Source organism: Rhizobium sp. WSM1274, from assembly GCF_025200775.1.
Taxonomy (GTDB): domain Bacteria; phylum Pseudomonadota; class Alphaproteobacteria; order Rhizobiales; family Rhizobiaceae; genus Rhizobium; species Rhizobium leguminosarum_I.
Genome location: NZ_CP104139.1, coordinates 593,900 through 619,112 on the forward strand (window position 1 = coordinate 593,900; position 25,213 = coordinate 619,112).

The 25,213-nt window shown below is 60.8% G+C and carries 20 protein-coding genes and 4 pseudogenes; 10 read left to right on the forward strand and 14 right to left on the reverse strand.

Translation table 11 applies throughout. The annotated features are described in order from the left end of the window. Positions 1-21 precede the first annotated feature (21 nt). The 11 genes from N2600_RS26940 to N2600_RS26990 all read right to left on the reverse strand — a co-directional run bounded on the left by N2600_RS26940 (position 22) and on the right by N2600_RS26990 (position 13,429). Positions 22-1,479 (reverse strand): NAD-dependent succinate-semialdehyde dehydrogenase, encoded by a 1,458-nt coding sequence (locus N2600_RS26940; protein ID WP_260298908.1) that lies wholly within the window; start codon positions 1,477-1,479, stop codon positions 22-24. Between the two features lie 15 nt (positions 1,480-1,494). After that, positions 1,495-2,538, reverse strand: coding sequence for a tartrate dehydrogenase (locus tag N2600_RS26945; protein WP_260298909.1), 1,044 nt, complete (start codon positions 2,536-2,538; stop codon positions 1,495-1,497). Beyond that, positions 2,535-4,010 carry an aldehyde dehydrogenase family protein gene (locus tag N2600_RS26950; RefSeq protein WP_260298910.1) on the reverse strand — a complete coding sequence of 492 codons (1,476 nt, stop codon included), beginning with the start codon at positions 4,008-4,010 and terminating at the stop codon, positions 2,535-2,537. Before N2600_RS26950 ends, N2600_RS26945 begins: the two co-directional genes overlap by 4 nt. 87 nt (positions 4,011-4,097) lie before the next feature. Continuing rightward, entirely contained in the window at positions 4,098-5,036 is a 939-nt protein-coding gene (locus N2600_RS26955) for a LysR family transcriptional regulator (RefSeq protein WP_260298911.1), read from the reverse strand. Positions 5,037-5,062: 26 nt separating this feature from the next. Next, positions 5,063-7,033 (reverse strand): hydantoinase B/oxoprolinase family protein, encoded by a 1,971-nt coding sequence (locus N2600_RS26960; RefSeq protein ID WP_260298912.1) that lies wholly within the window; start codon positions 7,031-7,033, stop codon positions 5,063-5,065. A 2-nt stretch (positions 7,034-7,035) separates the two neighbouring features. Beyond that, positions 7,036-9,078, reverse strand: coding sequence for a hydantoinase/oxoprolinase family protein (locus tag N2600_RS26965; protein ID WP_260298913.1), 2,043 nt, complete (start codon positions 9,076-9,078; stop codon positions 7,036-7,038). Positions 9,079-9,166: 88 nt separating this feature from the next. After that, complete coding sequence (locus tag N2600_RS26970) at positions 9,167-9,637, reverse strand: GNAT family N-acetyltransferase (protein ID WP_260298914.1); 471 nt, start codon at positions 9,635-9,637, stop codon at positions 9,167-9,169. A gap of 4 nt (positions 9,638-9,641) precedes the next feature. Further along, positions 9,642-9,995 (reverse strand): cupin domain-containing protein, encoded by a 354-nt coding sequence (locus tag N2600_RS26975; protein ID WP_260298916.1) that lies wholly within the window; start codon positions 9,993-9,995, stop codon positions 9,642-9,644. Positions 9,996-10,019: 24 nt separating this feature from the next. Beyond that, positions 10,020-10,943, reverse strand: coding sequence for a 2-hydroxyacid dehydrogenase (locus N2600_RS26980; protein WP_260298917.1), 924 nt, complete (start codon positions 10,941-10,943; stop codon positions 10,020-10,022). A gap of 21 nt (positions 10,944-10,964) precedes the next feature. Further along, positions 10,965-12,089, reverse strand: coding sequence for an acetylornithine deacetylase (gene argE, locus N2600_RS26985; protein WP_260298918.1), 1,125 nt, complete (start codon positions 12,087-12,089; stop codon positions 10,965-10,967). 11 nt (positions 12,090-12,100) lie between these two features. After that, the gene (locus tag N2600_RS26990; protein WP_260298919.1) at positions 12,101-13,429 is read right to left on the reverse strand and encodes an NAD(P)/FAD-dependent oxidoreductase; all 1,329 of its coding nucleotides are present in this window, start codon (positions 13,427-13,429) and stop codon (positions 12,101-12,103) included. 268 nt (positions 13,430-13,697) lie between these two features. On the opposite strand from N2600_RS26990, the gene N2600_RS26995 reads away from it, so the two are divergent. The 4 genes and pseudogenes from N2600_RS26995 to N2600_RS27010 all read left to right on the forward strand — a co-directional run. Continuing rightward, a complete protein-coding gene (locus N2600_RS26995) occupies positions 13,698-14,555 on the forward strand; it encodes a GNAT family N-acetyltransferase (protein WP_260299493.1) in 858 nt (285 codons plus the stop codon). Between the two features lie 37 nt (positions 14,556-14,592). Next, positions 14,593-16,050, forward strand: coding sequence for an aspartate ammonia-lyase (locus tag N2600_RS27000; protein ID WP_260298920.1), 1,458 nt, complete (start codon positions 14,593-14,595; stop codon positions 16,048-16,050). A 57-nt stretch (positions 16,051-16,107) separates the two neighbouring features. Then, positions 16,108-18,057 (forward strand): acetate--CoA ligase, encoded by a 1,950-nt coding sequence (gene acs, locus N2600_RS27005; protein WP_260298921.1) that lies wholly within the window; start codon positions 16,108-16,110, stop codon positions 18,055-18,057. A 135-nt stretch (positions 18,058-18,192) separates the two neighbouring features. Further along, positions 18,193-18,387, forward strand: a pseudogene (locus tag N2600_RS27010) (hypothetical protein); the annotation flags it as partial. Positions 18,388-18,400: 13 nt separating this feature from the next. Here the strand turns inward: N2600_RS27010 and N2600_RS27015 are convergent. Next, positions 18,401-18,835, reverse strand: a pseudogene (locus N2600_RS27015) (zinc-binding dehydrogenase); the annotation flags it as partial. A gap of 19 nt (positions 18,836-18,854) precedes the next feature. Between N2600_RS27015 and N2600_RS27020 the strand changes: the two are divergent. From N2600_RS27020 to N2600_RS27030, 3 genes and pseudogenes are all read left to right on the forward strand, one after another. Then, positions 18,855-19,202 (forward strand): annotated as a pseudogene (locus N2600_RS27020) (HAD family hydrolase); the annotation flags it as partial. Between the two features lie 182 nt (positions 19,203-19,384). Beyond that, positions 19,385-19,894, forward strand: a complete 510-nt coding sequence (locus tag N2600_RS27025; protein ID WP_260298922.1) for a TetR/AcrR family transcriptional regulator — start codon at positions 19,385-19,387, stop codon at positions 19,892-19,894. Positions 19,895-19,995: 101 nt separating this feature from the next. Beyond that, positions 19,996-20,241 (forward strand): annotated as a pseudogene (locus N2600_RS27030) (glycine cleavage T C-terminal barrel domain-containing protein); the annotation flags it as partial. Between the two features lie 87 nt (positions 20,242-20,328). Here N2600_RS27030 and N2600_RS27035 read toward each other — a convergent pair. Together N2600_RS27035 and maiA are read right to left on the reverse strand one after the other, a co-directional pair. Further along, positions 20,329-20,772: a MarR family winged helix-turn-helix transcriptional regulator gene (locus N2600_RS27035; protein WP_260298923.1), complete on the reverse strand. Its 444-nt coding sequence runs from the start codon at positions 20,770-20,772 to the stop codon at positions 20,329-20,331. Between the two features lie 51 nt (positions 20,773-20,823). Then, on the reverse strand, positions 20,824-21,447 hold the full coding sequence (maiA, locus tag N2600_RS27040) for a maleylacetoacetate isomerase (RefSeq protein WP_260298924.1): 624 nt from the start codon (positions 21,445-21,447) through the stop codon (positions 20,824-20,826). Between the two features lie 120 nt (positions 21,448-21,567). On the opposite strand from maiA, the gene hmgA reads away from it, so the two are divergent. From hmgA to N2600_RS27055, 3 genes are read left to right on the forward strand one after another with little or no spacing between them, the layout of a single operon-like run. Next, positions 21,568-22,932 carry a homogentisate 1,2-dioxygenase gene (hmgA, locus tag N2600_RS27045; protein WP_260298925.1) on the forward strand — a complete coding sequence of 455 codons (1,365 nt, stop codon included), beginning with the start codon at positions 21,568-21,570 and terminating at the stop codon, positions 22,930-22,932. A 46-nt stretch (positions 22,933-22,978) separates the two neighbouring features. Beyond that, positions 22,979-24,247 (forward strand): fumarylacetoacetase, encoded by a 1,269-nt coding sequence (gene fahA, locus N2600_RS27050; RefSeq protein ID WP_260298926.1) that lies wholly within the window; start codon positions 22,979-22,981, stop codon positions 24,245-24,247. Positions 24,248-24,251: 4 nt separating this feature from the next. Continuing rightward, positions 24,252-25,202: an MBL fold metallo-hydrolase gene (locus N2600_RS27055; RefSeq protein ID WP_260298927.1), complete on the forward strand. Its 951-nt coding sequence runs from the start codon at positions 24,252-24,254 to the stop codon at positions 25,200-25,202. Positions 25,203-25,213 lie beyond the last annotated feature (11 nt).

The window sequence follows — 25,213 nt, forward strand, 5'->3', positions numbered from 1 at the left end:
GCTCTTTCGTTTTCCTGGCGGTCAGGAGAGCCCGCCGATGTGGAAGCTCTTCATTTCCAGATATTCGTCGATGCCGCATTGGGCGCCTTCACGGCCGAGGCCGGACTGCTTGACGCCGCCGAAGGGAGCGACTTCGGTCGAAATGGCGCCCGTGTTCAGGCCGAGCATCCCGAATTCGAGCGCTTCGGCGACACGCCAGGAGCGTTTCAGGCTTTCGGTGTAGAAATAGGCCGCAAGGCCGAAGGGCGTGGCGTTGGCGATGCGGATCGCCTCTTCCTCGTTGTCGAAACGGAAAAGCGGGGCAACGGGTCCGAAGGTCTCTTCGCTGGCAAGCTGCATCTCGGTCGTCGCGCCGCCGAGCACCATCGGCACCGCATATTGATCGCCTTCAGGCACGGAACCCGCGGTTGCGAGGATGCTTGCTCCCTTTTCCACCGCATCGTCGACATGACGCTTGATCTTCTCGATCGCCGCCTTGTTGATCATCGGTCCGATATCTGTGCCGGCATCCGTGCCGGCCCCGACCTTCATGGCCGATACGCGCGCGGAAAGTTTGGCGGCAAAGGCCTCGTAGACGCCGGACTGGACGAGAAGCCGGTTCGCGCAGACGCAGGTCTGTCCGCCATTGCGGAATTTCGATGCGATTGCGCCTTCCACGGCAAGATCGAGATCGGCGTCGTCGAAGACGATGAAGGGCGCGTTGCCGCCGAGTTCGAGGCTGAGCCGCTTGACGCTGTCGGCCGCGCCGCGCATCAGCAGCGAGCCGACGCGGGTCGATCCGGTGAAAGAGATCTTGCGGACGGTTTGGTTCGCCATCAGTTCGTCACCGATGCCAGCCGGCATGCCGGTGACGATATTGATCACGCCCTTGGGGATGCCGGCGCGCTCCGCCAAAACGCCGAGCGCCAGCGCCGAATAAGGGGTGAGGTCCGATGGTTTGACGACGACCGTACAGCCTGCGGCGAGCGCCGGCCCGACCTTGCGGGTGATCATCGCATTCGGAAAATTCCACGGCGTGATGATCGCCGACACGCCGACGGGCTCCTTCAGAACGACGATCCGCCGGTCCGCCGTCGGCGAGGGAATGGTCGTTCCGCCGATGCGGCGCGCCTCCTCGGAAAACCATTTGATGAAGGAGGCGCCGTAGCGGATTTCGCCGCGCGCTTCCGTCAGCGGCTTGCCCTGCTCACGGGTGAGGATCAGCGCCAGATCCTCGATATTGTCGAGCATCAGATCGTGCCAGGTTTCCAGCAACGCGCCGCGCTCGGCATTGGTCTTGGCGCGCCATGGACCGAAGGCCATTTCCGCCGCCGCGATTGCCGCTCTGGTATCGGCTCCGTCCATGTCGGGCACCGTGCCCAGCACATGCTGGGTCGCCGGATCGATCACCTCGATCGTACGTCCGGCTGCTGCCCCAAGCCATTCTCCGTCGATCAGCCCTTGCTCGCGAAGCAGACTGCTATCCCTTAATCCGTTCATTCTGTTCTCCATTGATCAGCCGAGTGCCGAAAGCACCGCTGCCGTGATCGCGTCGGTCTTGTCCTTGCCGGGAATTGCGCCGATGCCGCGTGCCGTCGTCGCCTCGATCGATGCCATCACCCTTGCGGCGGCAGCCGTTTCTCCCAAATGCTCCAGCATCATCGCGCCCGACCAGATGGCGGCGATCGGATTGGCGATGCCGCGATCAGCGATATCGGGCGCCGAGCCGTGGACCGGTTCGAACATCGATGGCGCCGAGCGATCGGGATTGATATTGGCGGAGGCTGCAAAGCCAAGCCCGCCCTGGATGGCGGCGCCGAGGTCGGTCAGGATGTCGCCGAACAGGTTGGAAGCGACCACGACGTCGAGACTATCAGGCGCCATGACCATGCGGGCGGCCATGGCGTCGATATGGTAGCTGGTCACCTCGACATCGGGATATTCCGCAGAGAGCCTCTGGGTGATCTCGTCCCAGAAGACCATCGAATATTTCTGGGCGTTGGACTTCGTCACCGAGGCAAGCTTGCCGCGTCGCGTCCGTGCCTGCTCGAAGCCGAAACGCAGGATGCGCTCGACCCCCGTGCGGGTGAAGATCGAGGTCTCCACCGCCACTTCATTGTCGGTGCCCTGGTGGACGCGGCCACCGGCGCCGGAATATTCGCCTTCGGTATTTTCACGAATGCAGAGGATGTCGAAACCATCGGACCGTAACGGCCCCTGCACACCCGGCAGCAGCCGGTGCGGGCGGATATTGGCATATTGCACGAAAGCCTTGCGGATCGGCAGCAGAAGCCCATGCAGCGACACGGAATCCGGCACTTTGCGAGGCCAGCCGACGGCGCCGAGCAGGATGGCATCGAAGGATCTGAGCGTTTCGATGCCATCCGCGGGCATCATGCTGCCGTTCTCCAGATAGTAGTCGCAGGACCAGGGATAGCTGGTCGCATGAAGAGAAAATCCGTTCAGGCCGGCTGCCTTCTCGAGCACGGCCCAGGCTGCAGCCGTCACGTCGGGGCCGATGCCGTCTCCGGGCAGAAGGGCGATCTTGTAGGTTTTCATCGCAGGTCCTCCAGGCTGATGAGCACACTCTTGCTCTTGCGGTTGGCGAGATAGGCGTCGCGGCCGAGATCCTTGCCGATGCCGGACTGCTTGTAGCCCCCGGTCGGCAGGATATGGTCGCGTGAGCGGCCGTAACGGTTGACCCAGACGGTGCCGGCCTGCAGGCGGCGGGTCACGCGGATGGCGCGTGAGAGATCGCGGGTGAAGAGGCCGGCGGCGAGCCCGTAAGTCGGATGGTCGGCCAGCGCCAGCGCCTCCTCCTCGTCTGAAAAAGTCTGGAGGGTAAGCACGGGGCCGAAGATTTCTTCCGTGATGGCTGGCGAGGACCCGTCGCGGACGGCGATGAGCGTCGGTTGATAAAAATAGCCCGGCGCATCCATCTGTCCGCCGCCGAACAGACATTCGTCTCCCGACGAAACAGCCGACTCGACTATGCCGTGAATGCGGTTCAATTGGCGCTGCGAGATGATGGGGGAATATTGCGCCGTCTCGTCCCAAGTCGGCGTCGCTTCCACCATCTTCATACGCGCAACGATCGCCTCGGCGAGAGAGGCCGCAATCGATTCCTCGACGATCAGCCGGGAACCGGCGACGCATGCCTGGCCGGCGTTGGAGAGTATGCCTTGAGAAATCGCCGAGGCGGCTTTATCGAGATCGGCGTCTGCGAAGACCACTTGTGGGCTCTTTCCGCCGAGCTCGAGCGTCATCGGTTTGATGCCTGTGCGGGCGATATTGGTCATAATGGCGGAGCCGGCTAAGGTCGAGCCGGTGAAGCTGACCTTGCCAATGTCTGGGTGGCCGGTGATAGCATTGCCTGTGACCTGTCCGTCGCCGAGGACGATGTTGATGAGGCCCGCCGGCAGGCCGGCCCGGATCGCCAACTCAGCGAGGTAGACGGCTGAAAAGGGCGTCATTTCGGATGGTTTCAGAACCACCGCGCTGCCGGCAGCAAGCGCGGGCCCAAGCTTCCAGCCGGCCATCGAAACCGGAAAATTCCAGGGGGTGATAGCCCCGACCACGCCATAGGGCTCGCTCATGATCATACCGAGATTTGCATCGTCGGTCGGCACCAGGTCGCTTGTCTCCTTATCCGCGAATTCTGCGAAGAAACGGATCTGCTCTGCGGTCACGGCAATGTCGCCGGCGACGAGATGGCCGACGGGACGCGTTGAGGAAAGCGCTTCGAGTTTCGCGAGGGTTTCGGCCTCGCTCTCGATGAGATCCGCCCAACGCTGCAGCACGACGGTGCGCTCGCGCGGGCGTACGCCGCCCCAGTTACTCACCTTCAACGCCTGCTTGGCGGTTTGGACGGCGCGGTCAACCAGGCTCTCGTCAGCGACCGGGCAGCCGGCATAGGCCTTGCCGTCGGAAGGACGACGCATTTCGATGACACCTTCGGCCGGTACCAACCGGTCGCCGATGAAGTGTCCGACGGGCAATGGAATTCTGTCCGGATCAAAGCTCAGTGTCATTACGCGTCCTCGCATGGGCCTGAAGGCGAGGTTAGCGCGATGACAGAAGCAGCATGCATCGACTGGCGATACCGGAACGGCGGAAAATTACGTTTTGGGCGACCCCACAGTCGAATCTTCGGCGGTGGCGCAGTCGCTAGATTGCGAAGCGTCGGCAAAAGCTTGCCTAAGGCAATCGGAGAACGCTGCTACGAAGCGTGACTGCGGCCGGGCTTCGTTGATCGTGAGCGACACCGGCGTCGGAACCGTTGGACGAAATGGGCGGGAGACGATCCCCTCGATCGGGTTCCACAGAGCAAGTCCGTCGACAAGTGCGATGCCAAGCCCCTGACGGACAAGAGGCAGAGCGCCGACCGACGAAGCGATCTGGATGGAGACGCTTCGCGCTTGTCCTGCCGATGCGAAGGCGTCGTCGAGCGCTGCGCCGAACTCGGCGTGGGAGCCGTAGGAGATCAGCGGGCGCCCAACAAGCGTGGATGGCGCGAGCGACGTTTCCGCGGCCAGTGGATCGCTCGCGGGCAGGATCGCCACGATCTCGGCGGAAAAGAGGGTCTCCACTCTGACTGTCGGCGCAAGGATTGGTGAGAGAGTGATGCCTATGTCAACGTCACCGAGCGATAACGCCTCTGCGATCTCGCGCTTCGGCAGCGTATGAAGATGGATTTTCACCTCGGGATGGCGTTTGCGGAAAGCGGCGAGTGCCACCGGCAGGACCGAATAGGCGAGCGGCAGGCTCGCACCAATGCGGATGAGCCCAATCTTGCTCGCGCCGATGTCGCGGGCAAGAGACGAAAGCGCCTCCAGCTGTCGAAAGACCCGGTCGGCGTCACCATAGAGCAGATGCGCCTCGGTTGTCGGCACGAGCCTGCCGGCAATCCTTTCAAACAAAGGATAGCCAAGTTGATCTTCGAGATAGGCGAGCAGCTTGCTGACTGCCGGCTGCGAAACGCCGAGCGAATTCGCGGCGGCAGTGATGGTGCCGTCGCGCATGATTGCCCGGAAGACTTCGAGCTGGCGGATGTTCATGGCACGGCGCCTCCGACGGGTTCTTCTCAGGTAAGAGCGTAGCGGATTCGCATCTCCTCAAACAGCATCCGCATCTCGTCGGCAACCGGGAGGCGATCACCGGCGACTTTCGCGACCGCCTCGAAGATCCGATGCTTCAGGAAATAGCGCCAGCCAACCGGTTGAGAGGCGAGGAAGGCGGTCAGGAGATTGTATCGCTCCATGTTCCAGATCGTTTCGAAGGCGCGCCGTTCGACGCCGTGGGTGATGACCTGTGGCACCGCGCACCTGCAGCCTGATCGGATGGTTGCGGTCGCTTCCTCCTCGACCTTACCGGCGCGAATGACGACTCCGTAATCCCGCTCGGCGCTGGCAGCGCTGACGGCGCCGCGGCGCACGTCTTTCAAAACCTTGTCCGACGGCCGAGAGAGGGGATCGCCATAGCCACCGGCGCCGGGGCCAATGACGAGGATCACGTCGCCGGGATCGCAATGGACGACATCAGTATTGCCGAGCGAGACCTCATCGGATCGGCCCGGATTGCGAAGGAACCGGGAAATGCTGCCGGCATGGGCGCCGTTCATGCCCCAGGCCGGCATGATCGAGCGATTGCGGTTGCGGGCCGTGATGATGGTTTCCGGCGCCGAGATTTCGAACTCCATGATTGCCGACAGGCCGCCGCGGTAGCGGCCAGGCGCGCCGGTGTCGGGTTCGAGCCCGTAGCGCAGGAACCGGATCGGCACCTCGGCCTCACTGATCTCGATCGGCGTGTTGCGCAGGAAGCCGGTAGCACCGCCGGCACCGTCGCTGCCGTCACCGAAAGGCGTACCGCCGCCGCCGCCGCCGACCGGGCCGATCGAGGCCATCACGGGACGGCCGTTACGACTGGCTGTCTTGATGTTCATTATAGCGTTGCCGCCGGGAGATGCGGCCGGCATAAGGTCGGGGAGCGCCTGGGCGAAGGCCCCGACCGTGACGATCTGGGTCATGGCGCAGGTCAGCGAGCGCATGCCGACGGCGGCCGGCTGGCTGCAGTTGACGACCGAGCCCTCGGGCAGGATCGCACGCGCGGGCCGTAAAGTGCCAGCGTTAAGGAGAAGGCTGTTGTCCAGCGTGTAAAGCACGTAGGTCAGTCCGACCATGACCAGGGGATGACGTTCGCGTCCGCCGGTCGGCATGTTGAGTGAAGAGCCAAGTTGCGGGTCGGAGCCGGTATAGTCGAGCACGACCTCGTCGCCGCGGATCTTAAGGGTTAGTGCGATCCTGCAGGGCTTGCCGCCGACGGAATCCTCGTCGGCGTAGTCGGCGAAGAAATAATCGCCGTCCGGTACGCGCGCGAGGATACTGCGCGCTTGCGCCTCCGCATAATCGAGAATTTGCGCAACGCCCGCGATGAAGGTCTCGAAACCGAAGCGGCGGATGATCTCCTGGATCTTGCGTTCGCCGACATTGACCGAGGCGATCTGCGCTTGAAGGTCGCCGAGGTTCTGCGCGGGCAGGCGAACATTGGCGCGGATCACATCGAGGACGAAACGGTTCATCTCGCCCTTCGAGACAAGTTTCGTGGGTGGGATGCGCAAGCCCTCCTGCTCGATCTCGCTCAAGGACCGCGACAGCGAGGCGGGGACAGCGCCGCCAACATCGGTGTTGTGGATATGGCCGACCACGAAGCAGGCAATTTCCCCCTCGAAGAAGACCGGCTTCCAGATGTGAATGTCTGGCGAATGGGTGGCAACGAAGCCGGAATAGGGATCGTTGGTGATGCAGATGTCGCCTTCCTCGTAGTCTTCGAAGGCCTCCAGCAGCGGCGCGTAGTCGATGCCGCTGTACCAGGGAGCACCGAACTGGCGTGGATTGGCGAAGGCGAGCCCCTCGCGCGTGACGATCTGGCAGGAGAAATCCTCCGTCTCCTTGACGAAGGCGGAATGGGCAGTGCGCATTAGCGTAAAGGCCATGGCATCGGCTGCGGCCGAGCAGAAGTTTGCGAGTACCTTCAGATTGCGACGATCGATGGCCATGATCAGAGCTCCGACTTGGTGATGACGAGATTGCCGAAGCGGTCGACGAGCACATTGAAGGCAGGTGGGACGACGGTGGTCGTGTCGTCCTGGGCGACGATCGCTGGTCCGCGAAACACGTGACCCGCGGCAAGGTCGGCGCGGTGATAGACCGCAGTTGTCAGGCTACGCCCCGAAAACCAGCCTTCGACTAGAAAGCGTGGTTCAGCAGGAGTTTCCGCGATCGCGATGGGGTTCAGCGGCGGCTTCGGCGTGGCGCCGCAAATGACGAGCCGCAGGCTCACCATCTGGACATCGGCTTTGCCGTCGGCGTGGCCGTAGAGCCGCTCGTGCTCGCGGTGAAAGGCTCGGCGCACCTGAGCGGCATCGCCCTCCCTCAGCCACGAAGCTTCGATCGGCGTTTCGATTTCGAAGGATTGGCCAAGGTAACGCATATCGGCGGAGAGACGAATGCTGCCGCGGCCGTGATAGTCCTGCGCCTCAAGCCAGGCGCGCGACTCATCTTCCAGCGCCTTGAGCGCTGGGCAAAGGCTGGTCAGCGCTTCGGCCGTTACTTCGCAATAGGTCGTGCGGATGAAATCGTTCTTGAGATCCGCGATCAGCCCGCCATAGGCGGAAACGACACCGGGGGTCGGTGGTACCACGACGCCCAGCATGTCGAGTTCCTTGGCGAGAAAACAAGCGAGCATGGCGCCTGCACCGCCGAAGGCAAAGAGATGGAATTCGCGCGGGTCGATGGCATAGCGCGAAACGAGGGCGCTCACCTCCGCATACATACCGGAAACGGAAATATCGATGATATCGCCGGCAATCTCCTCGACGCTGGTACCGAGCTGCTCGGCAAGCGGCACAAGGGCTGATTTGGCGGCGGCGTGATCGACGCTGACCGCGCCATAGCCGAGCGGCATATGGCCAATGAGATTGGCGGCCGCCATCGCGTCCGTGATCGTCGGCGTGGTACCGCCGCGCCCGTAGCAGACGGGGCCTGGTGTCGAGCCGGCGCTCTCGGGCCCGACATGAAGGAGCCCGAGTGGATCGATCCAGGCGACTGAACCACCTCCTTGGCCGACCGAGCTTACAGATACTGACGGTACATGGATCTGGAAATCGCCGATCAGTTCGCCGGTACCGTATTGTGCCTCGCCATCGACAATGACGGCAACATCGGCGCTGGTACCGCCGATGTCGAGGCTCATGATGCGATCAAAGCCACTCGCCTTGGCGAGATAGCCGGCGCCAATGACGCCCGAGGCCGTGCCTGACAAGATCATCTGGACGCATTCGGCGCGAGCCTGATCGATGCCCATGACACCGCCATTGGTCTTGGTGATCAAGAGGGGGCAGGCAACGCCGCGTTCGCGCAGCACCTGCTCGAAGCGGTTAAGATAATTGGCGACGCGCGGCTGTACATAGCCGCTGATGACCGCGGTGATGGTACGTTCGTATTCGCGGATGATTGGCCAGGTCGCGGCGGAGGAGACGACCGGGAGCTGCGGCGCGAGCCGCTCGATCATCGCTTTGACGGCATTCTCGTTGGCCGGATTGCGATAGGAATGCAAGAAGGCGAGTACGATGCCCTTGCTGCCGGCTTCGAGTGCCGCCCGGACGGCGCGCTCCACATCCTCCTGATTGGGCGCCTTGAAGATCTCGCCGGTCGCGAGCGTGCGCTCTTCTATGCCGAAGACCCGATCGCGGCTGATGAGCGGTTCCGGACGGACGGAATAGAGATTGTGAATCTCGGGGATCTTGAGGCGGGCGACCTGAAGCACATCTTCGAAATTCTTCGTGGTGAAGAGGGCGATGTCGTGGCCATTGCGTTGGATGACAGTATTGACCCCGACGGTCGTTCCGTGGGTGAAATACGAGACCTCGCTCGGCTCAATTCCGTCGCGCCCGGAAAGAATGTCGAGAGCAGCAAGAATCTCCTCACCTGGCGCGTCGGGCCGCGAGAAGACCTTCAGTGTGGTGAGGTTTTTGGTGCCCGTGTCGAACGCGGCAAAATCCGTAAAGGACCCGCCGACGTCGACGCCAATGCGATAGGTCATGGAACTTCTCCTTGTCTGATCAAGGATAGGATGCGCGGAAGCGATAACTGAGGCCACGAAATATATGGGAGGAATCCATAACCGACGGTTATGGCTCGCGCGGCTCTGTGTCGCTTGGCTTTGGAACGGTCATGTAATATTCGGGATGCGGAGCGGGACGGTAGCCCGCCTTTTCGTAGACGGCATGCGCGTCACGGGTCGCCAGCATCCAACTGGTGACACTGGCAAGCTCTGGATGGTTGCGGATCTCTTTGGCGAGCCAGCAGGCGAGCCCCTTGCCACGGTGGGCCGGCAGCGTAAAGACATCACGTAGATAGGCGAAGACGGCATAGTCGGTGACGACGCGGCCGAAGGCGGCGGGGCTGCCGTCCTCGGCGTAGATGCCGATGGGCAGCGAATGTTCCAGCGCTCGCTGCAGCTGGTCTAGTGTCATGCCGTGCGCCCAGTAGGAATCGTCTGTCAGGAACCGATGGACCGTTGCCAGATCGAGGCGGGCACGGTCAGTGCTGAGGCGGTAGCCGTTCCGGGAGGCCTCGAAGACGATAGGGACGCGCGGCATGAGACTACATCACCGTCACGTAGATCTTGCGCACCGTCTCGATCGTCTTCCAGACACCAACGAAGCCCGGCTTCATGACGAAGCTGTCGCCGGCTTTGTAGACCACCGGTTCGCCGCCTTCCGGCGTGAGTTCGACCAGGCCGGAAAGGATATGGCAGAACTCGAACGTCTCGCCCTTGATCGAGCGCGTCTCGCCGGGTGTCGCTTCCCACACGCCGCTATGAACCGTCTCGCCACGGGCGACATCCTGCGCCCAGGTCTTGAAGGCCGGATTGCCCGAGATCAGCCGTTCTGGGAGGGGACCCGACTCACGCGGCGCGAAGGATGGGTTGGTGTCGATCGTCTTGAGGAGGGACATGATTTTGCTTCCTAGGTTGAGAACTCAGTAGCCGCGGCTGCGATCGATCAGCCCGATCGGATCGAGGCCTGTCTGGTGCCGTTTGATATTGCCGATCACGGCCGCCGCGGCGGTTTCAGCTTGGGTGACGCTCGCAATGTGCGGCGTCAGCAGGATCTTTGGATGGTCCCAGAAAGCATGGTCCGCAGGAAGCGGTTCCGGATCGGTGACGTCGACGACGGCGCCGGAAAGATGCCCGGCGTCGAGCGCGGCAACGAGCGCCTGATGGTCGAGTTGAGCGCCGCGGCCGACATGGACGAGTGCTGCGCCGGCCGGAAGTCCGGCAAAAAGCTCGGCATTCAGGAAACCGCGCGTCTCATCCGTCAGCGGCAGCAGGCAGACGAGAATGTCGGTGGTTGCAAGCAGAGTATCGAGGCCGTCGCGGCCGCTCAGGCATCGGATGCCGTCGATCTCGCGCGGGCTGCGGCTCCATCCCGAAAGCGGAAAGCCGAAGGGCTGCAACCGTTCGAGCACGGCGCTGCCAAGCATGCCGAGGCCGAGCACGCCGATGCGGCGTTCCGAGGCCTGTCTAGACGCGATCGTATGCCAGGTCCGGCGCCGCTGCTGGTCGAGATAGGCCGGCAAGTCGCGATGGAGCGCAAGGACTGCCAGCGTCACATATTCCTGCATCATCCTGATAATGCCGTCCTCGACCATGCGCACGACCTTCACCGAAGCAGGCACCGCCTCGATGCGGAATTGGTCAATACCCGCGCCGATCGAAAAGAGGATTTCGAGATTGCGATAGCGCGCGAGGTCCTCCGGCACGGTCCAGGTGATCAGGTAGCGTACGGCGTCCGGTTCGACCGACTGGGGATCCATGGAAAAAGCAGTGTCGGGAAGTTCGCGCGCGAAGGCTTCGGCGAAGAACGCGCCGCGTTTCGCATCGGAATTGAAGAGAAAGGTCATCGAATAGGCTCCTCGATCATGTCAGGCGGCGCAACGGCGGCCGAGTGCCTCGATGATCGCCTGGCAGGCCGAAAGTTCACTAGCGAGGATGAATTCGTCCGGCTTGTGGGCGCGGCCGATGTCGCCCGGTCCGCAGATGATCGCATCGATGCCGGCGCGCTGGAAAAGCCCGGCCTCGGTGCCGTAGCTGACGGCAGCGAGCGGCTCGGCGCCGGTCAGTTCGCCAAGCAGCGCCGCAAGCGGCGCATCGGCGGCAAGCGAGAGCGCCGGATAGGCGCTGAGTTCGCGCCATTCCACCTGAAAGCCGCGCTGCGATAGCCCCTCGGCCGCCGCGCGGAGCGGCGCCAGCAGCGTAATCGGATCGACGCCGGAAATGGCGCGGGCTTCGAACTCCGCCTCGCAACTGTCGGGAATGATGTTGACCGCCCGGCCGCCCTTCAGCGTGCCGACCTGAAGCGAGGAGTAGGGCGGTTCGAAGACAGGCTCGAATGGGCCGGAGGCGAGCCGTTCGGCTTCGGCTCGAGCGCAAGCCAGGACGTCGGTAATGGCATGGATTGCGTTCAGTCCCTGGTCCGGACGCGAGGAATGGCCGGACCGGCCCTTGACCGTCAGCCGGGCGGCGGCCTTGCCCTTGTGGGCGCGGATTGCCCGCATGCCGCTCGGCTCGCCGATGATCGCGCCAAGCGGAGTTGCGCAGAGCTCCGGCAGGCGGGCGATCATGTGCGGCACGCCGCGGCAGCCGGCCTCCTCGTCATAGGAAAAGGCAAGGTGGACGGGCTGGCGAAGTGGCACGGCAGCAAGCGAGGGGACGGCGGCGAGAGCGGCGGCCAGGAAGCCCTTCATGTCGCTGGCGCCGCGACCGTAGAGGCGGTCCGCTTCGGCGCGCAGGCGGAACGGATCGCTGGTCCAGCCGCCTTCGGCGGCGGGGACCACGTCCATATGGCCTGAGAGGATATAGCCCGGCGTTTCCTTCGGGCCGATCGTGGCGAAGAGGTTCGACCGGTCTCCCTCCGGGCCGGGAAGCTCCGTGACGACAGCGCCGTGGCTTTGCAGGTAGTGCCGGATCCACGCGACGATCTCGCCGTTGGGCGTACCGACGACCGAGGGGAAGCCAATGAGCCTGTCGAGAATTTCAATGGCCTGCATTTTTATGGTCCTCACAGCATACCCGGCTTGCCGAGGTCGGTGCCGTCGATCATGCGTTCGTAACGGTAGGGTGCCGGATCGACGCATGGCGCGTCACCCCGGATGAGGTCAGCAGCCAGGCGCCCGGCCGCGGGACCGATGCCGAAGCCGTGACCGCTGAAGCCGGAGGCGATGAAGAGGCCGGGCTGAGCCTTGACCGGAGCAATGACCGGGATCGCGTCCGGGGTCGAATCCACCATGCCACCCCAGGCTTGCGCGACCTTGAGGCCGGCGAGCTGCGGATAGATGTTCCGCAATCTTTCGAGCCCCTTGTTGATCAGGCGCCAGTCGGGTGCCGGGTCGAGGATACGGACACGTTCGAAGGGCGAGACACCATCGGCTCGCCAGCGGGAAAGCGCCTCCGGTCCTTCGAAAAACTGACGTCCGATCGCAAAGGTCAGCCCCTTGCGGCGCATTTTGAACGTCGGCCAGAAGTCCTTCGACTGCAGCAGGCCCCAAGGGGTGATCTGCAATTCACCCTGGCCGCTCAGGCCCACCGTATAGCCGCCGTCCAGGCGACGGCGCAGCGCGACATTCTGCATCGAAATACTGCCTTCGGTCACGGCCGGGGCTGGCTCCGTGTAGAAGCACGTGGATTTCACCGAGGCCTGCAGGAAGCGGACGCCCTGATGGCGCAGCAACATGCCGCTCCAGGCACCTCCAGCGACGAGCACGGACGAGCAGCGGATCGGGCCTTGTTCCGTCACCACGCCCGATACGCGACCGGCCTCGGTCTCGAAAGTGCGTACGGCGCAGTTCTGCACGATGACGGCGCCGGAGCGCTGGGCGGCGCGGGCGAGAGCGGCAACTGCAAGCTGCGGCTCTGCGCGGCCGTCCGTCGGCGAATGCACGCCGCCGAGCCAGTTGCGACTGTTTCCAGGCAAGAGGGTAGCCGCCTCGGCGCCAGTCAGCATGCGAGTATCAACGCCAAACTCGCGGGCGATACTCCCCCACTTCTCCCAGCTGGCAATATCCGCGGGATTGTTGGTCGCGTAGGCAAGCCCCGAGCGGCGGAAGCCGGTTTCCTCACCAATCTCCGCATTCAGATCGGCCCAGATACGCATGGCTAGCTGTGCGAGCGGAAGTTCGCGCCGGTCACGGTTCTGCTGGCGACACCATCCCCAATTGCGGCTCGATTGCTCGCCTGAAACCAGGCCTTTCTCGATGATAGCGACAGAGGTTCCTCGGCGCGCGAGCTCATAGCCGGCTGCCACGCCGGCCATTCCGCCACCGATGATGACGACATCGGCATGGGACGGGATCGTGGAGGAACTGGAAACGGGGCTAACCGGAGGCGACATCTCTGATCTCTCAACTTGGACGGCGTCGTCGCCGGCTCGAGCCTGATCCGTAGAGTCTAGACATCCACTCAGATGTTACATGCCGAAATCAGGGTGGATTTGGTTCATTGTTGGGTTTGCGGTAGCGTCACAAGCAATTTCTATCGGTTGCCTTAGCATACCTTTAGATCGACCTGTCGATGCGTGGTATCGCGTTCGGCGTGAAGATCGGTGTTCTGGAGAAACGCACGTGGTCCCGAGGGAATCAAGAATTGTCGACAGCTTCGAGATGCGCATAGCCGATCTCAACGCCACAGATCTCGACCAGCTGCATGCGTTATCGATCTCTGTCGGATGGCCTCATCGCGCCGAAGACTGGCAGTTCGTGCGGGAAGTCGGCGAGGGCATCGTTGCGATGGATGAAATCGGTCGCATACAGGGCTCTGCGATGTGGTTTCCCTATGGTGTGCGTTTTGCCACGATCGGTATGGTGATTACCTCTCCCCGCCTTCAATCCAACGGTGCCGGGCAATGGCTGATGGGCCATGTTTTGGATCGTGTTGCAGGACGGGACCTTGGACTTAACGCCACGCGAGCCGCGCGACGCCTGTACCACACCCTGAACTTCAGCCGAGAGGCGTGTGTTTACCAGTGCAACGGTGAAGCAATTGCTCCGCCGGAACTCGATCGACCTGCCGGCAGCGTGCTGCGGGTGTTGGAGCTCGGGGATCTGGATGCCATCGTCGAATTGGACGAGGCCGCCTTCGGTGCAGATCGCAGCAAATTGCTGGGCCGACTGCTGACATGCTCTGAAGGCATTGGGTTAATACGCGGTGGTAAGATCGAGGCATTCTCGCTTTGTCGGCGGTTTGGCCGTGGCCACGTAATCGGGCCGGTTGTCGCCATGAACGACGAGGACGCAATCGCCGTCGTTCATCCGCACGCTCACCGACATGCCGCCACCTTCCTGCGTCTCGACACCCGCGAGAAGGAGGGGAGTTTTTCCAATTTTCTGTTCCGATGCGGTCTTGCCGTTTACGACACCGTCACAACCATGTCGCGAGGGCGGCGTTGGCTCACAATACGTGAGGGTGATGCGCCACACAAACCAAGAACCTACGCGCTCGCCAGCCAGGCACTCGGCTGATGCAAATCAATCTGCCCTGCATGGGAAGGAAGCATCCATGACCTTCATCCCGCTCTGCGAATCTCTTGAACAATCCTCAGTGCGCATCGAGCACGATCTGCTCGGGGATTTCGCCTTGCCGGCTGACGCCTATTACGGCGTACAGACGGCGCGTGCTTTAGAGAATTTCCGCATAACAGGGATCACGCTTTCCCATTTTCCGCATCTTGTTGCCGCATTGGCGATGGTGAAAAAGGCTGCTGCGCGTGCCAATCGCAAGTTCGGCATTTTGAGCGATGCGCACGAGCAGGCGATTTCCGAGGCCTGCGACGAGATCATTGCTGGAAGGCTGCATGATCAGTTCGCGGTCGACATGATCCAGGGGGGTGCCGGCACATCGACCAACATGAATGCCAACGAGGTTATTGCCAACCGTGCTCTCGAACTTCTAGGCTACGGCAAAGGCGAATACTCTGCGCTCCATCCGAACAATCATGTGAATCTGTCCCAATCGACCAATGACGTCTATCCGACGGCAGTTCGGCTTTGCATTCTTCGCAGCTATGGTGATCTGCGGCAGCGCATGGACGAGCTCAGGCTTGCTATGCGAGCCAAGGGCGAAGAGTTCCAGCATATCGTAAAAATGGGCCGCACCCAGCTTCAGGACGCCGTTCCGATGACGCTTGGCCAGGAATTCTCGGGCTTTGCGACGACGATCGGTGAGGATATCGCCCGCCTTGATGAGGCCGCTCGCCTCTTCCGCGAGGTAAATATGGGCGCCACGGCCATCGGAACAGGCATCAACAGTCCGATCGGCTATTCCGAGATAGTGGTTCGAGAGTTGTCAGAGCTGAGCGGCGAAAAGCTCGTCCCTTGCCCCGACCTCATCGAAGCGACGTCCGATACCGGCGCGTTTGTAACGTTCTCAAGCGTCCTCAAGCGCATTGCAGTCAAACTATCAAAGATCTGCAACGACTTGCGTCTGCTTTCGAGCGGACCACGAACCGGACTGGGCGAAATTCGGCTGCCAGCGGTGCAACCCGGGTCGTCCATCATGCCGGGCAAGGTCAATCCGGTTATTCCCGAGATGGTCAACCAGGTGGCTTATCAGGTTATTGGGCACGACCTGACAGTGACATTTGCTGCCGAGGCAGGGCAGCTTCAGCTGAATGCTTTCGAGCCAGTGATCGCTTTCGACATATTGCAGTCTGTCCGGATGCTAGCGCACGCGATTGAAGCACTGACAGAACGATGCGTTAAGGGCATCACCGCGGATGAACAACATTGCCACGGCCTCGTTAAAAACGGTTTGGCGATCGTCACGGCCCTCAATCCGCGGATCGGTTATGAAAACGCCACCCGCGTCGCAAAGCTTGCCCAGGCATTGGGGCATTCGATCGCGGAAGTGGTCCTGGCGGAAGGTTTGTTGAGTGCTAGTGAACTTGGCGAATTGCTTGATCCGAAAAGCATGATCCGGGGCCAAAGCTTGCACTGCGAGACCTTAAACAAAGCGTAGGCGGGTCGCCTCTCGATTGCAGCGTGCAGCCAAATCAGACAATCCGAGGAGTTAGTCGTGGAATCCCATCGTTACCCTGTACTGGAGTCCGCAAAAGTACGAACGCTGATCGACAATGAAACTTATCGCGAATGGTATAAGCAAAGCGTTGAAAATCCCGATGCGTTCTGGGGCAAGCACGGCAAGCGGATCGACTGGTTCAAGCCCTATACCAAGGTCAAGAACACATCCTTCGAAGGCGATGTCTCGATCAGGTGGTTTGAGGACGGCGAAACTAACGTCTCCTATAATTGTGTCGACCGCCATCTGAAAACGAATGGCGACCAGGTAGCGATCATCTGGGAGGGCGACAACCCCTATATCGACAAGAAGGTCACCTACAACGAGCTCTACGAGCACGTCTGCCGGATGGCGAACGTGTTGAAGAAGCACGGCGTCAAGAAGGGCGATCGCGTCACCATATATATGCCGATGATCCCGGAAGCGGCCTATGCGATGCTCGCCTGCGCCCGCATCGGCGCGGTGCATTCGGTCGTCTTCGGCGGTTTCTCGCCCGAGGCGCTGGCCGGGCGCATCGTCGACTGCGAATCCACCTTCGTCATTACCTGCGACGAAGGCCTGCGCGGTGGCAAGCCGGTGCCGTTGAAGAACAATACCGATACCGCAATTGACATTGCGGCACGCCAGCACGTGATCGTGGAGAAGGTTCTGGTCGTTCGCCGCACCGGTGGCAAGACCGGCTGGGCGCCCGGCCGCGATCTCTGGTATCACCAGGAAATTGCCACGGTGAAGGCGGAATGCCCGCCGGTGAAGATGAAGGCGGAGGATCCGCTCTTCATTCTTTATACGTCAGGCTCGACAGGCAAGCCGAAGGGCGTGCTGCATACGACCGGGGGTTACCTCGTCTATGCCGCGATGACGCATGAATATGTCTTCGATTATCACCACGGCGACGTCTACTGGTGTACGGCCGATGTCGGCTGGGTCACCGGCCACTCCTATATCGTCTATGGGCCACTTGCGAACTGCGCGACGACGCTGATGTTCGAGGGCGTGCCGAACTTCCCGGATCAGGGCCGTTTCTGGGAAGTCATCGACAAGCACAAGGTCAACATTTTCTATACGGCGCCGACGGCGATCCGCTCGCTGATGGGTGCCGGCGACGACTTTGTCACGCGCTCCTCGCGCTCTTCGCTGCGGCTGCTCGGCACGGTCGGCGAACCGATCAATCCGGAGGCCTGGGAGTGGTATTACAATGTCGTCGGCGACAAGCGCTGCCCGGTCATCGATACGTGGTGGCAGACGGAAACCGGCGGCCATATGATCACGCCGCTGCCCGGCGCCACCGATCTGAAGCCCGGCTCGGCGACGACGCCGTTCTTCGGCGTCAAGCCTGAGCTGGTCGACAATGAAGGCACGGTGCTGGAAGGCCCGGCCGACGGCAATCTCTGCATCACCGACAGCTGGCCGGGCCAGATGCGCACGGTCTATGGCGATCACGAGCGCTTCATCCAGACCTATTTTTCTACCTACAAGGGCAAGTATTTCACCGGCGATGGCTGCCGGCGCGATGCGGACGGTTATTACTGGATCACCGGCCGCGTCGACGACGTGCTGAACGTCTCCGGCCACCGGCTCGGCACGGCGGAGGTGGAATCCGCGCTCGTCTCGCACAATCAGGTTTCGGAAGCCGCGGTCGTCGGTTATCCGCATCCGATCAAGGGCCAGGGCATCTATTGCTACGTGACGCTGATGGCCGGTCACGAGGGATCGGATACGCTTCGCCAGGAACTGGTAAAGCATGTGCGGGCCGAAATCGGCCCGATCGCTTCGCCCGACAAGATCCAGTTTGCGCCCGGACTGCCGAAGACACGCTCCGGCAAGATCATGCGCCGCATCCTGCGCAAGATTGCCGAAGACGATTTCGGTGCTCTCGGCGACACGTCGACGCTTGCCGACCCGGCAGTCGTCGACGATCTGATCGCCAACCGGCAGAACCGAGCATAGCGCCGGGACAAGCCTGGGGATACGGGATCATCATCGGGCCCGAGAGACCGACCCGTCGGCTCACAAGACGGCCGAGCTCTTTCGGTTTGGTGTAGCTGTCCGGAATGACGTAGCGCTTCAGGAACGAGCCTTTAAGCCTGCGCCGAATATTTGTACCTGACGGTGAAGTACTTGGAGGAATGATGCATTCGCGACAGGAACCTATGGCAACTTCAAAAGCTGGTCGCCCGCGAGATCGCAGTTATCCATAAGCTGGACGGGGTATGGCCCGAGCATCCGGCGTCTGCCAATATCCCGTCGGAGCGGGACACCGGAATGTTCGACCATTGAATGATATCGCGGTTCAGGGCGCGATGCGTACGATCAGCTTTCCGAAATTCCTTCCCTCTAGCAAACCGAGAAAAGCCTCCGGAGTGTTTTCAAGTCCGTCAACGATATCTTCCTTGTACTTGAGCCTGCCCTCGGAGATCCATGCTGCGGCCTCGCGATAGAAGTCGGGACGCCGGTCGGTGAATTCGCGTTGTATGAAGCCCCGTATCGTGACGCTTTTGCACAGGATGGCACGCATCACGGTCGGGAGCTGATCCTGTCCGCTCGAGGCAGATGTGCCTTCGTTGTAATGCGCGATCAGCCCGCAAACCGGAACCCGCGCGAAGTCGTTCAGCAGTGGAATCACCGCGCTCCAGACGTGGCCACCGACATTCTCGAATTTAACATCGATTCCGTTCGGGCAGGCGGCCGCGAGCTGTGCGGGAAAATCTTTCGAACGATGGTCTAGCGGACGGACCGGACGCCAAATGAGGCCGCTCTCCGAGGCTGAAAATGCGGAGTTTCGTCCGGTTCGGTTTGTCCTTACCGATATTGATGAAACACTGACACATCACGGAAGACTATCCGCTGCGACCAACGATGCGCTGGAGCGCCTGCAGACAAATGGAGTGAAAGTCATTCCAGTAACCGCTGCTCCCGCCGGCTGGTGCGACCAGATGGCACGCATGTGGCCTGTGGACGGTGTGATCGGGGAAAACGGCGGCTTTTTCTTCCGACGACAAACCCAAGGACACGGCCTGGAGCGGCACTTTTGGCATTTGTCAGCCGACGAGGTATCCACCCGCGATCGCCTTAAGGAGATCGCCGACATTGTTCGTACCAAGTGTGGCACGGCCGGGATCGGCGCCGGACCCGGAAACGATTGCGCTGCATGGCGGCAATTTCCGCTTCGACCCGGCAACCGGTGCTTGACGTTCGTCGCAAACATACATACCTACCAGAAGGTATGTAGCAAAGGAGTTGATTTGTGGCAAGGCGAAGATTCACTAGGGAACAAATGATTTTCGCAGCGCGCGAGATTGCCCTGCAACGAGGCGCGGGCCGCGTAACGCTCGAAGCCGTTGCGGAAACTATCGGCTCCACCAAAGGTGCCGTTCTGCATGCCTTTCCGAACAAGCCGGCGCTCCTAGAGGAGTTGCTGCGGACCATGTGCGAAGAATGGGACCGCCGCTTCGACGAGGTCCAGGCGAAAGGAAACGCGAGTCCCCTGTCTGCCTATATCGAGACGTGGGAGCAGAGCGACCCGCAAGGGCCGTCATATCTTGAGGCAGTCGCTGTCGCGAAGGCCGAAGATCCGCGATTGCTTGAGCCCGTCAGGGGTGCATACCAGCGCTATGCCAAGCTTATAGCTCCTGGAGGCGCCGCCTCGGTGGACACGATGGTGGCGTGGATGGCCTGTGAAGGCCTGGTCCTGCTCGAGCTTCTTGGCCTGCACCGGTTCGATCAGGACACCAAAGCTGCATTCTTTTCCCGCCTTCACACAATGGCGAAAGCCGAAGTCACCTAATATGAGCGGCGCGTTCTTAGGCTAGTTGCTTATCCCGACCCTCATGGCTGCGATGCCGTTCATGAGGGGGTTTTCGACCCTACGGACACTCTGTCCCTCTCCAAGGTTTATTTTTCCATAACGAGGCTCTTCTGAGAGACGGCAAGATCGTGTCTTTCATCACTTCAGGCAACTATGGCCATTACCTGGGCGGCGCAATCGGCATGGGTTATGTGCCGTGCCAAGGTCAGAGCGAACACGAAATATTGAGCTCGAACTATGAAGTCGAGGTGGCAGACGAGCGGTATCCTGTCGAGGCTTCAATGAAGCCAATGTACGATCCCAAGTCCGAGCGCACGAGACTTTAAACTCCCTCGGGCGTTGGGAGACAGCGGTCCGAGCATCAAGCTCGGACCGAAATACAGATCCATTTTCAACGCATTGCGTGTCGCGGCTCAAAGCTTCATCAACAGTTGCAGCGATTTGACTAGTTCGGAAGAGATCCGATCGCCAAGGTCGGCTCTCAGTTTTCTATCGTACTCGTTCGCGCGGTGGCCGAGATCGCGGAAGGCTGTCCTTCCTTTTTCCGTGAGGTTCAGTATCTCCGCGCGACGGTCATCTTCACTTGGGTTGCGACGCAGGAATCCCGCAGATTCAAGCGCTGAGACAGCACGACTGACCTTTGTTTTTTCGATGTGAGAAATGAGGCATATGTCTCTTGCCGTCATTGCACCAAATTTGCCTAGGTTGGCCATCACTCGCCATTGGGTGCGCGTCATGCCATAGAGGTCGCGATAGACCGCCTGAAAGGAGCGTGACGTGACCTCCGCTGCCTGATTCAGCATATAGGGGAGGAATTGCTCGAGATCGAAATCCGGGTCGGTGTTCTGCTCTATCATTCTGTTATCCAAACTCCTGTGACGCGAACCTGCCACAGGATGGATGATAAGTCACGGTTGGGCGCGAGCCATGTCAGGATGTGCCGCGGCGAAGGCCGGGATGACTTCAAGACGGGAAGCGATAGCGGCAGTTGTTGGAAAGCGGTTCATGTCTACGCCCCAGCGTCTGGCGTTATAGATCTGTGGCACAAGACAAATATCAGCGAGGCTAACGCTGCTTCCATGGCAGTACCAGCTGCCCGATCCGCTCGCGAGCATGGCCTCGAAGTCGGCAACGCCTTCTTCAATAAAGTGCTTCATCCAGTTGTCGATCGTTGTGCCACCAAGTGAAACAGCATACCGCGCGACCCGGAGGTTGCATATCGGATGAATTTCCATAGCTATGGCATAACTTAATGCTCGTACTTTCGCCCGCCCCGTGACGTCGACGGGTAGCCAACCAGCGGATCGCGTTTCGTTCAAATATTCGAGAATTGCAAGAGATTGAGTGATTTCCACCCCATCAATCGCGAGCGTTGGCACGAGGCCTTGAGGGTTGCGCGCAAGATTTTCCTCGCTTCGTTGCAGACCTGAGAGAAGGTCAACGGGCCGGCTTTCGTAGCGTAGCCCAAGCAGATTAAGGCCGATGCGCACGCGATAAGACGCGGAGGATCGCCAGTAGTCAAACAGTATCATGTCACAATGGCCCATCGCCCGATCCCAAGTTTGCTCTCCGTTAAACTTTATCTTGACAAAGTTGCGAATGCAACTAATTAGTCGAGGCCGCAGATGACATGCGCCCCTCAGGAGGAGACGATGAATCAACATCCGCTTGCACCCGGTATGACCCAGGCAATAAGCAATATTGGCCCTCATGACGGCTATATGCCCGGTTTCGGCAACGACTTTGAAACGGAGGCCTTGCCGGGAGCGCTTCCGCAGGGGCAGAATTCGCCGCAAAAATGCAACTACGGCCTCTATGCCGAGCAACTGTCCGGTACCGCGTTCACGGCTCCTCGCGGCCAAAACGAACGCACCTGGTGCTATCGCATTCGTCCAAGCGTCAAACACACGACCAGATTTAGCAAGATCGATATCCCGCATTGGAAGGCGGCGCCGCACATCCTTCCTGATGTCACCTCGCTTGGACAGTACCGCTGGGATCCGATCCCGCATGCCGACGAGGGTTTGACGTGGGTTACCGGCATGAAAACAGTCACCACTGCCGGCGACGTGAATACTCAAACCGGCATGGCCGCCCATGTCTACCTCGTCACTGAATCCATGGTGAATGAATATTTTTACTCCGCTGATGGTGAGCTGCTGGTCGTACCGCAAGAAGGAAAGTTGCGCTTCTGCACAGAACTTGGCGTGATCGATCTCGAGCCGAAAGAAATTGCTATTTTGCCGCGCGGCCTTGTTTATCGCGTTGAGGTATTGGAAGGCCCGTGCCGCGGCTTCGTATGTGAGAACTACGGTCAAAAGTTCGACCTGCCCAATCGGGGCCCGATCGGGGCAAATTGCCTGGCCAATCCACGTGATTTCAAATGCCCTGTTGCGGCATTCGAGGATCGCGAGGTTCCTTCACGCGTCATCCTGAAATGGTGCGGGCAGTTCCACGAGACGAGGATCGACCACTCGCCGCTGGATATTGTGGCCTGGCACGGCAACTACTGTGCCTACAAATACGACCTGCGCACCTATTCGCCGGTCGGCGCTATCCTTTTCGACCATCCCGATCCGTCGATCTTCACCGTGCTGACCGCTCCGTCCGGGCAGGAAGGGACAGCAAACATTGATTTCGTGCTGTTCCGCGACCGATGGATGGTCGCCGAACATTCTTTCCGCCCGCCTTGGTATCACAAGAACATCATGTCGGAGCTCATGGGCAATATCTATGGCGTGTATGATGCCAAGCCGCAGGGCTTCGCACCGGGCGGCATGAGTCTTCACAATTGCATGTTGCCACACGGACCGGACCGAAATGCGTTCGAACATGGATCGAACGAGCCGATGGTGCCCCAGTTTCAAGCCGAAACTATGAGCTTCATGTTCGAGACCCGCTTTCCGCAGCATTTGACTGAATGGGCGGTGAGAAACGCGCCGCTGCAGGACGATTACATCGATTGTTGGGACAGCCTTGAAAAAAAGTTCGATGGAACCCCTGGCATCAAGCCTTAACCGGGCCCCGCGTTCAAAGTGCAACTTCCGAAAATGGAAATGAACAATGCCGCTAGTACGAAGCTGGGTTGATAGTGCCAATACCGCGGAATGCCCGTTCCCGCTTAACAACCTGCCATGTGGTGTCTTTACCGCGAGCGACGGGGAGAAGCGTTGTGGAGTGGCGATCGGTGATCGCATTGTCGATGTGTCGGCGCTGGAGGCAGCGGGCTTGATCGTATTTCACGGAGGACCTCTTCTCGATCATCCAGGCTGGAACAGGCTGATGGCCGCGGGTCCCGAGGTTTGGTCGTCCCTGCGGGCGCAGTTGACCGAGCTGTTGGAAGAGGGTGCGGCACGCCGCAGCGCGGTCGAACGCCATCTGGTGACGCTTGCCGGGGCCCAGTTGCATCTTCCATTCCAGGTCGTCGAGTACACCGATTTCTATGCGGGCCGCCATCATGCCTTAAACGTGGGCACTATGTTTCGAGGGGCGGAAAACGCGCTGCCGCCCAACTGGCTGCATATTCCGATCGGCTATAATGGCCGCGCCTCCTCGGTGGTGGTCTCTGGCACTGACGTGCGTCGTCCTTGGGGACAATTAAAAGGCCCCGATGATGTGGTGCCGCGATTTGCTCCGTCGCAGCGCTTCGATATCGAACTGGAAATTGGCGCGGTGGTTGGCCTGCCCTCTAAAAGTGGGCAACCCGTCACCGTGGCCGAAGCGGATGCGATGATTTTTGGATACGTGCTGCTGAACGATTGGTCGGCGCGTGACATCCAGGCATGGGAATACCAGCCGCTCGGACCATTCCAATCGAAGGCGACCGCCACGACAATCTCGCCCTGGATCGTGATGAAGGCGGCGCTTGAGACATTCCGGGTGTCGACACCGGCACGCGAAGTTCCGCTTCTGCCACATTTGGCGGAACCGGGGCCGCTGCTCTACGATATCGCGCTCGAAGTCGGTCTTACGCCTGAAGACGCTGCCGAAACGATCCTCAGCCGCACCAATTACCGGGAAATGTATTACTCGGCAGCCCAGCAGCTCGCCCATCATACAACCGCCGGCTCCCCGATGAACACCGGCGATCTTCTCGGCTCCGGTACGATTTCCGGACCGCTGAAGGAAAATCGCGGCTCCCTGCTCGAGCTCAGTTGGGGTGGCAAGGAGCCGCTCACGCTTGAGAACGGAGAGACGCGCAGCTTCCTTCACGACAACGACATCGTCACCCTGCGCGGAGTAGCGAAGGGAGACGGCTACATCATCGGTTTTGGCGATTGTACGGGACGCATTCTTCCGGCACTCGCCGACCCTTACTCACGACAAGGATAGTTCCATGGCCAAAGCATTTGCTTCGCAAGGCGACCTCGCCGACAAGACGATCAGCTTCACAGAAGTCGGGGAGGGACTCTATGCCTTTACCGCCGAAGGCGATCCTAATTCGGGCGTCATCATCGGTGATGACAGCGTGATGATCGTGGAAGCTCAGGCCACTCCGCGTCTGGCGCAGAAGGTGATCGACTGCGTCCGCACCGTCACCGACAAACCGATCAGCCATGTCGTACTGACGCACTATCATGCGGTGCGGGTGCTCGGGGCCAGTGCCTTCAACGCCGGCCAGGTGATCATGTCGGATGCCGCCCGCAAGATGGTGGTCGAGCGCGGGCAGGAGGACTGGGAAAGTGAATTTCAGCGCTTCCCGCGCCTGTTCCAGGGACATGAGTCCATTCCGGGTCTGACTTGGCCTACAACGACCTTCAATGGCAAGATGTCTGTTTTTCTGGGTAAGCGCCGCGTCGATATCATGCAAGTCGGCCGCGCTCACACTGCCGGCGACGCCGTCATTCACGTGCCGGACCAGAATGTCATGTTCACCGGCGATATCGTCGAGGCGCATTCGGCCTGCTATTGCGGCGACGGGCATTTTGCCGAATGGGGTGCGACCCTGGAGGCAATCCGCGCCTATGACCTCGCGGCTATCGCACCGGGCCGTGGCGGTGCAGTGATCGGCCGTGATGCGGTGAATGGCGCGCTCGACCGAACCAGGGATTTCGTGGACTCAACCTACAAGCCGGTGGTGCGCATTGCCGCACGTGGGGGCTCGCTCCGCGAGGCATGGGACGCTGTTCGTTCCGAGTGCGATCCGAAGTTCAAGGATTATGCCATCTACGAACATTGCCTGCCGTTCAATGTGGCGCGGGCCTATGACGAGGCGCGCGGTATCGACCATCCACGTATCTGGACAGCCGAGCGCGACATGCAGATGTGGGCAGACCTTCAAGGCTAACCGTTTCCCGG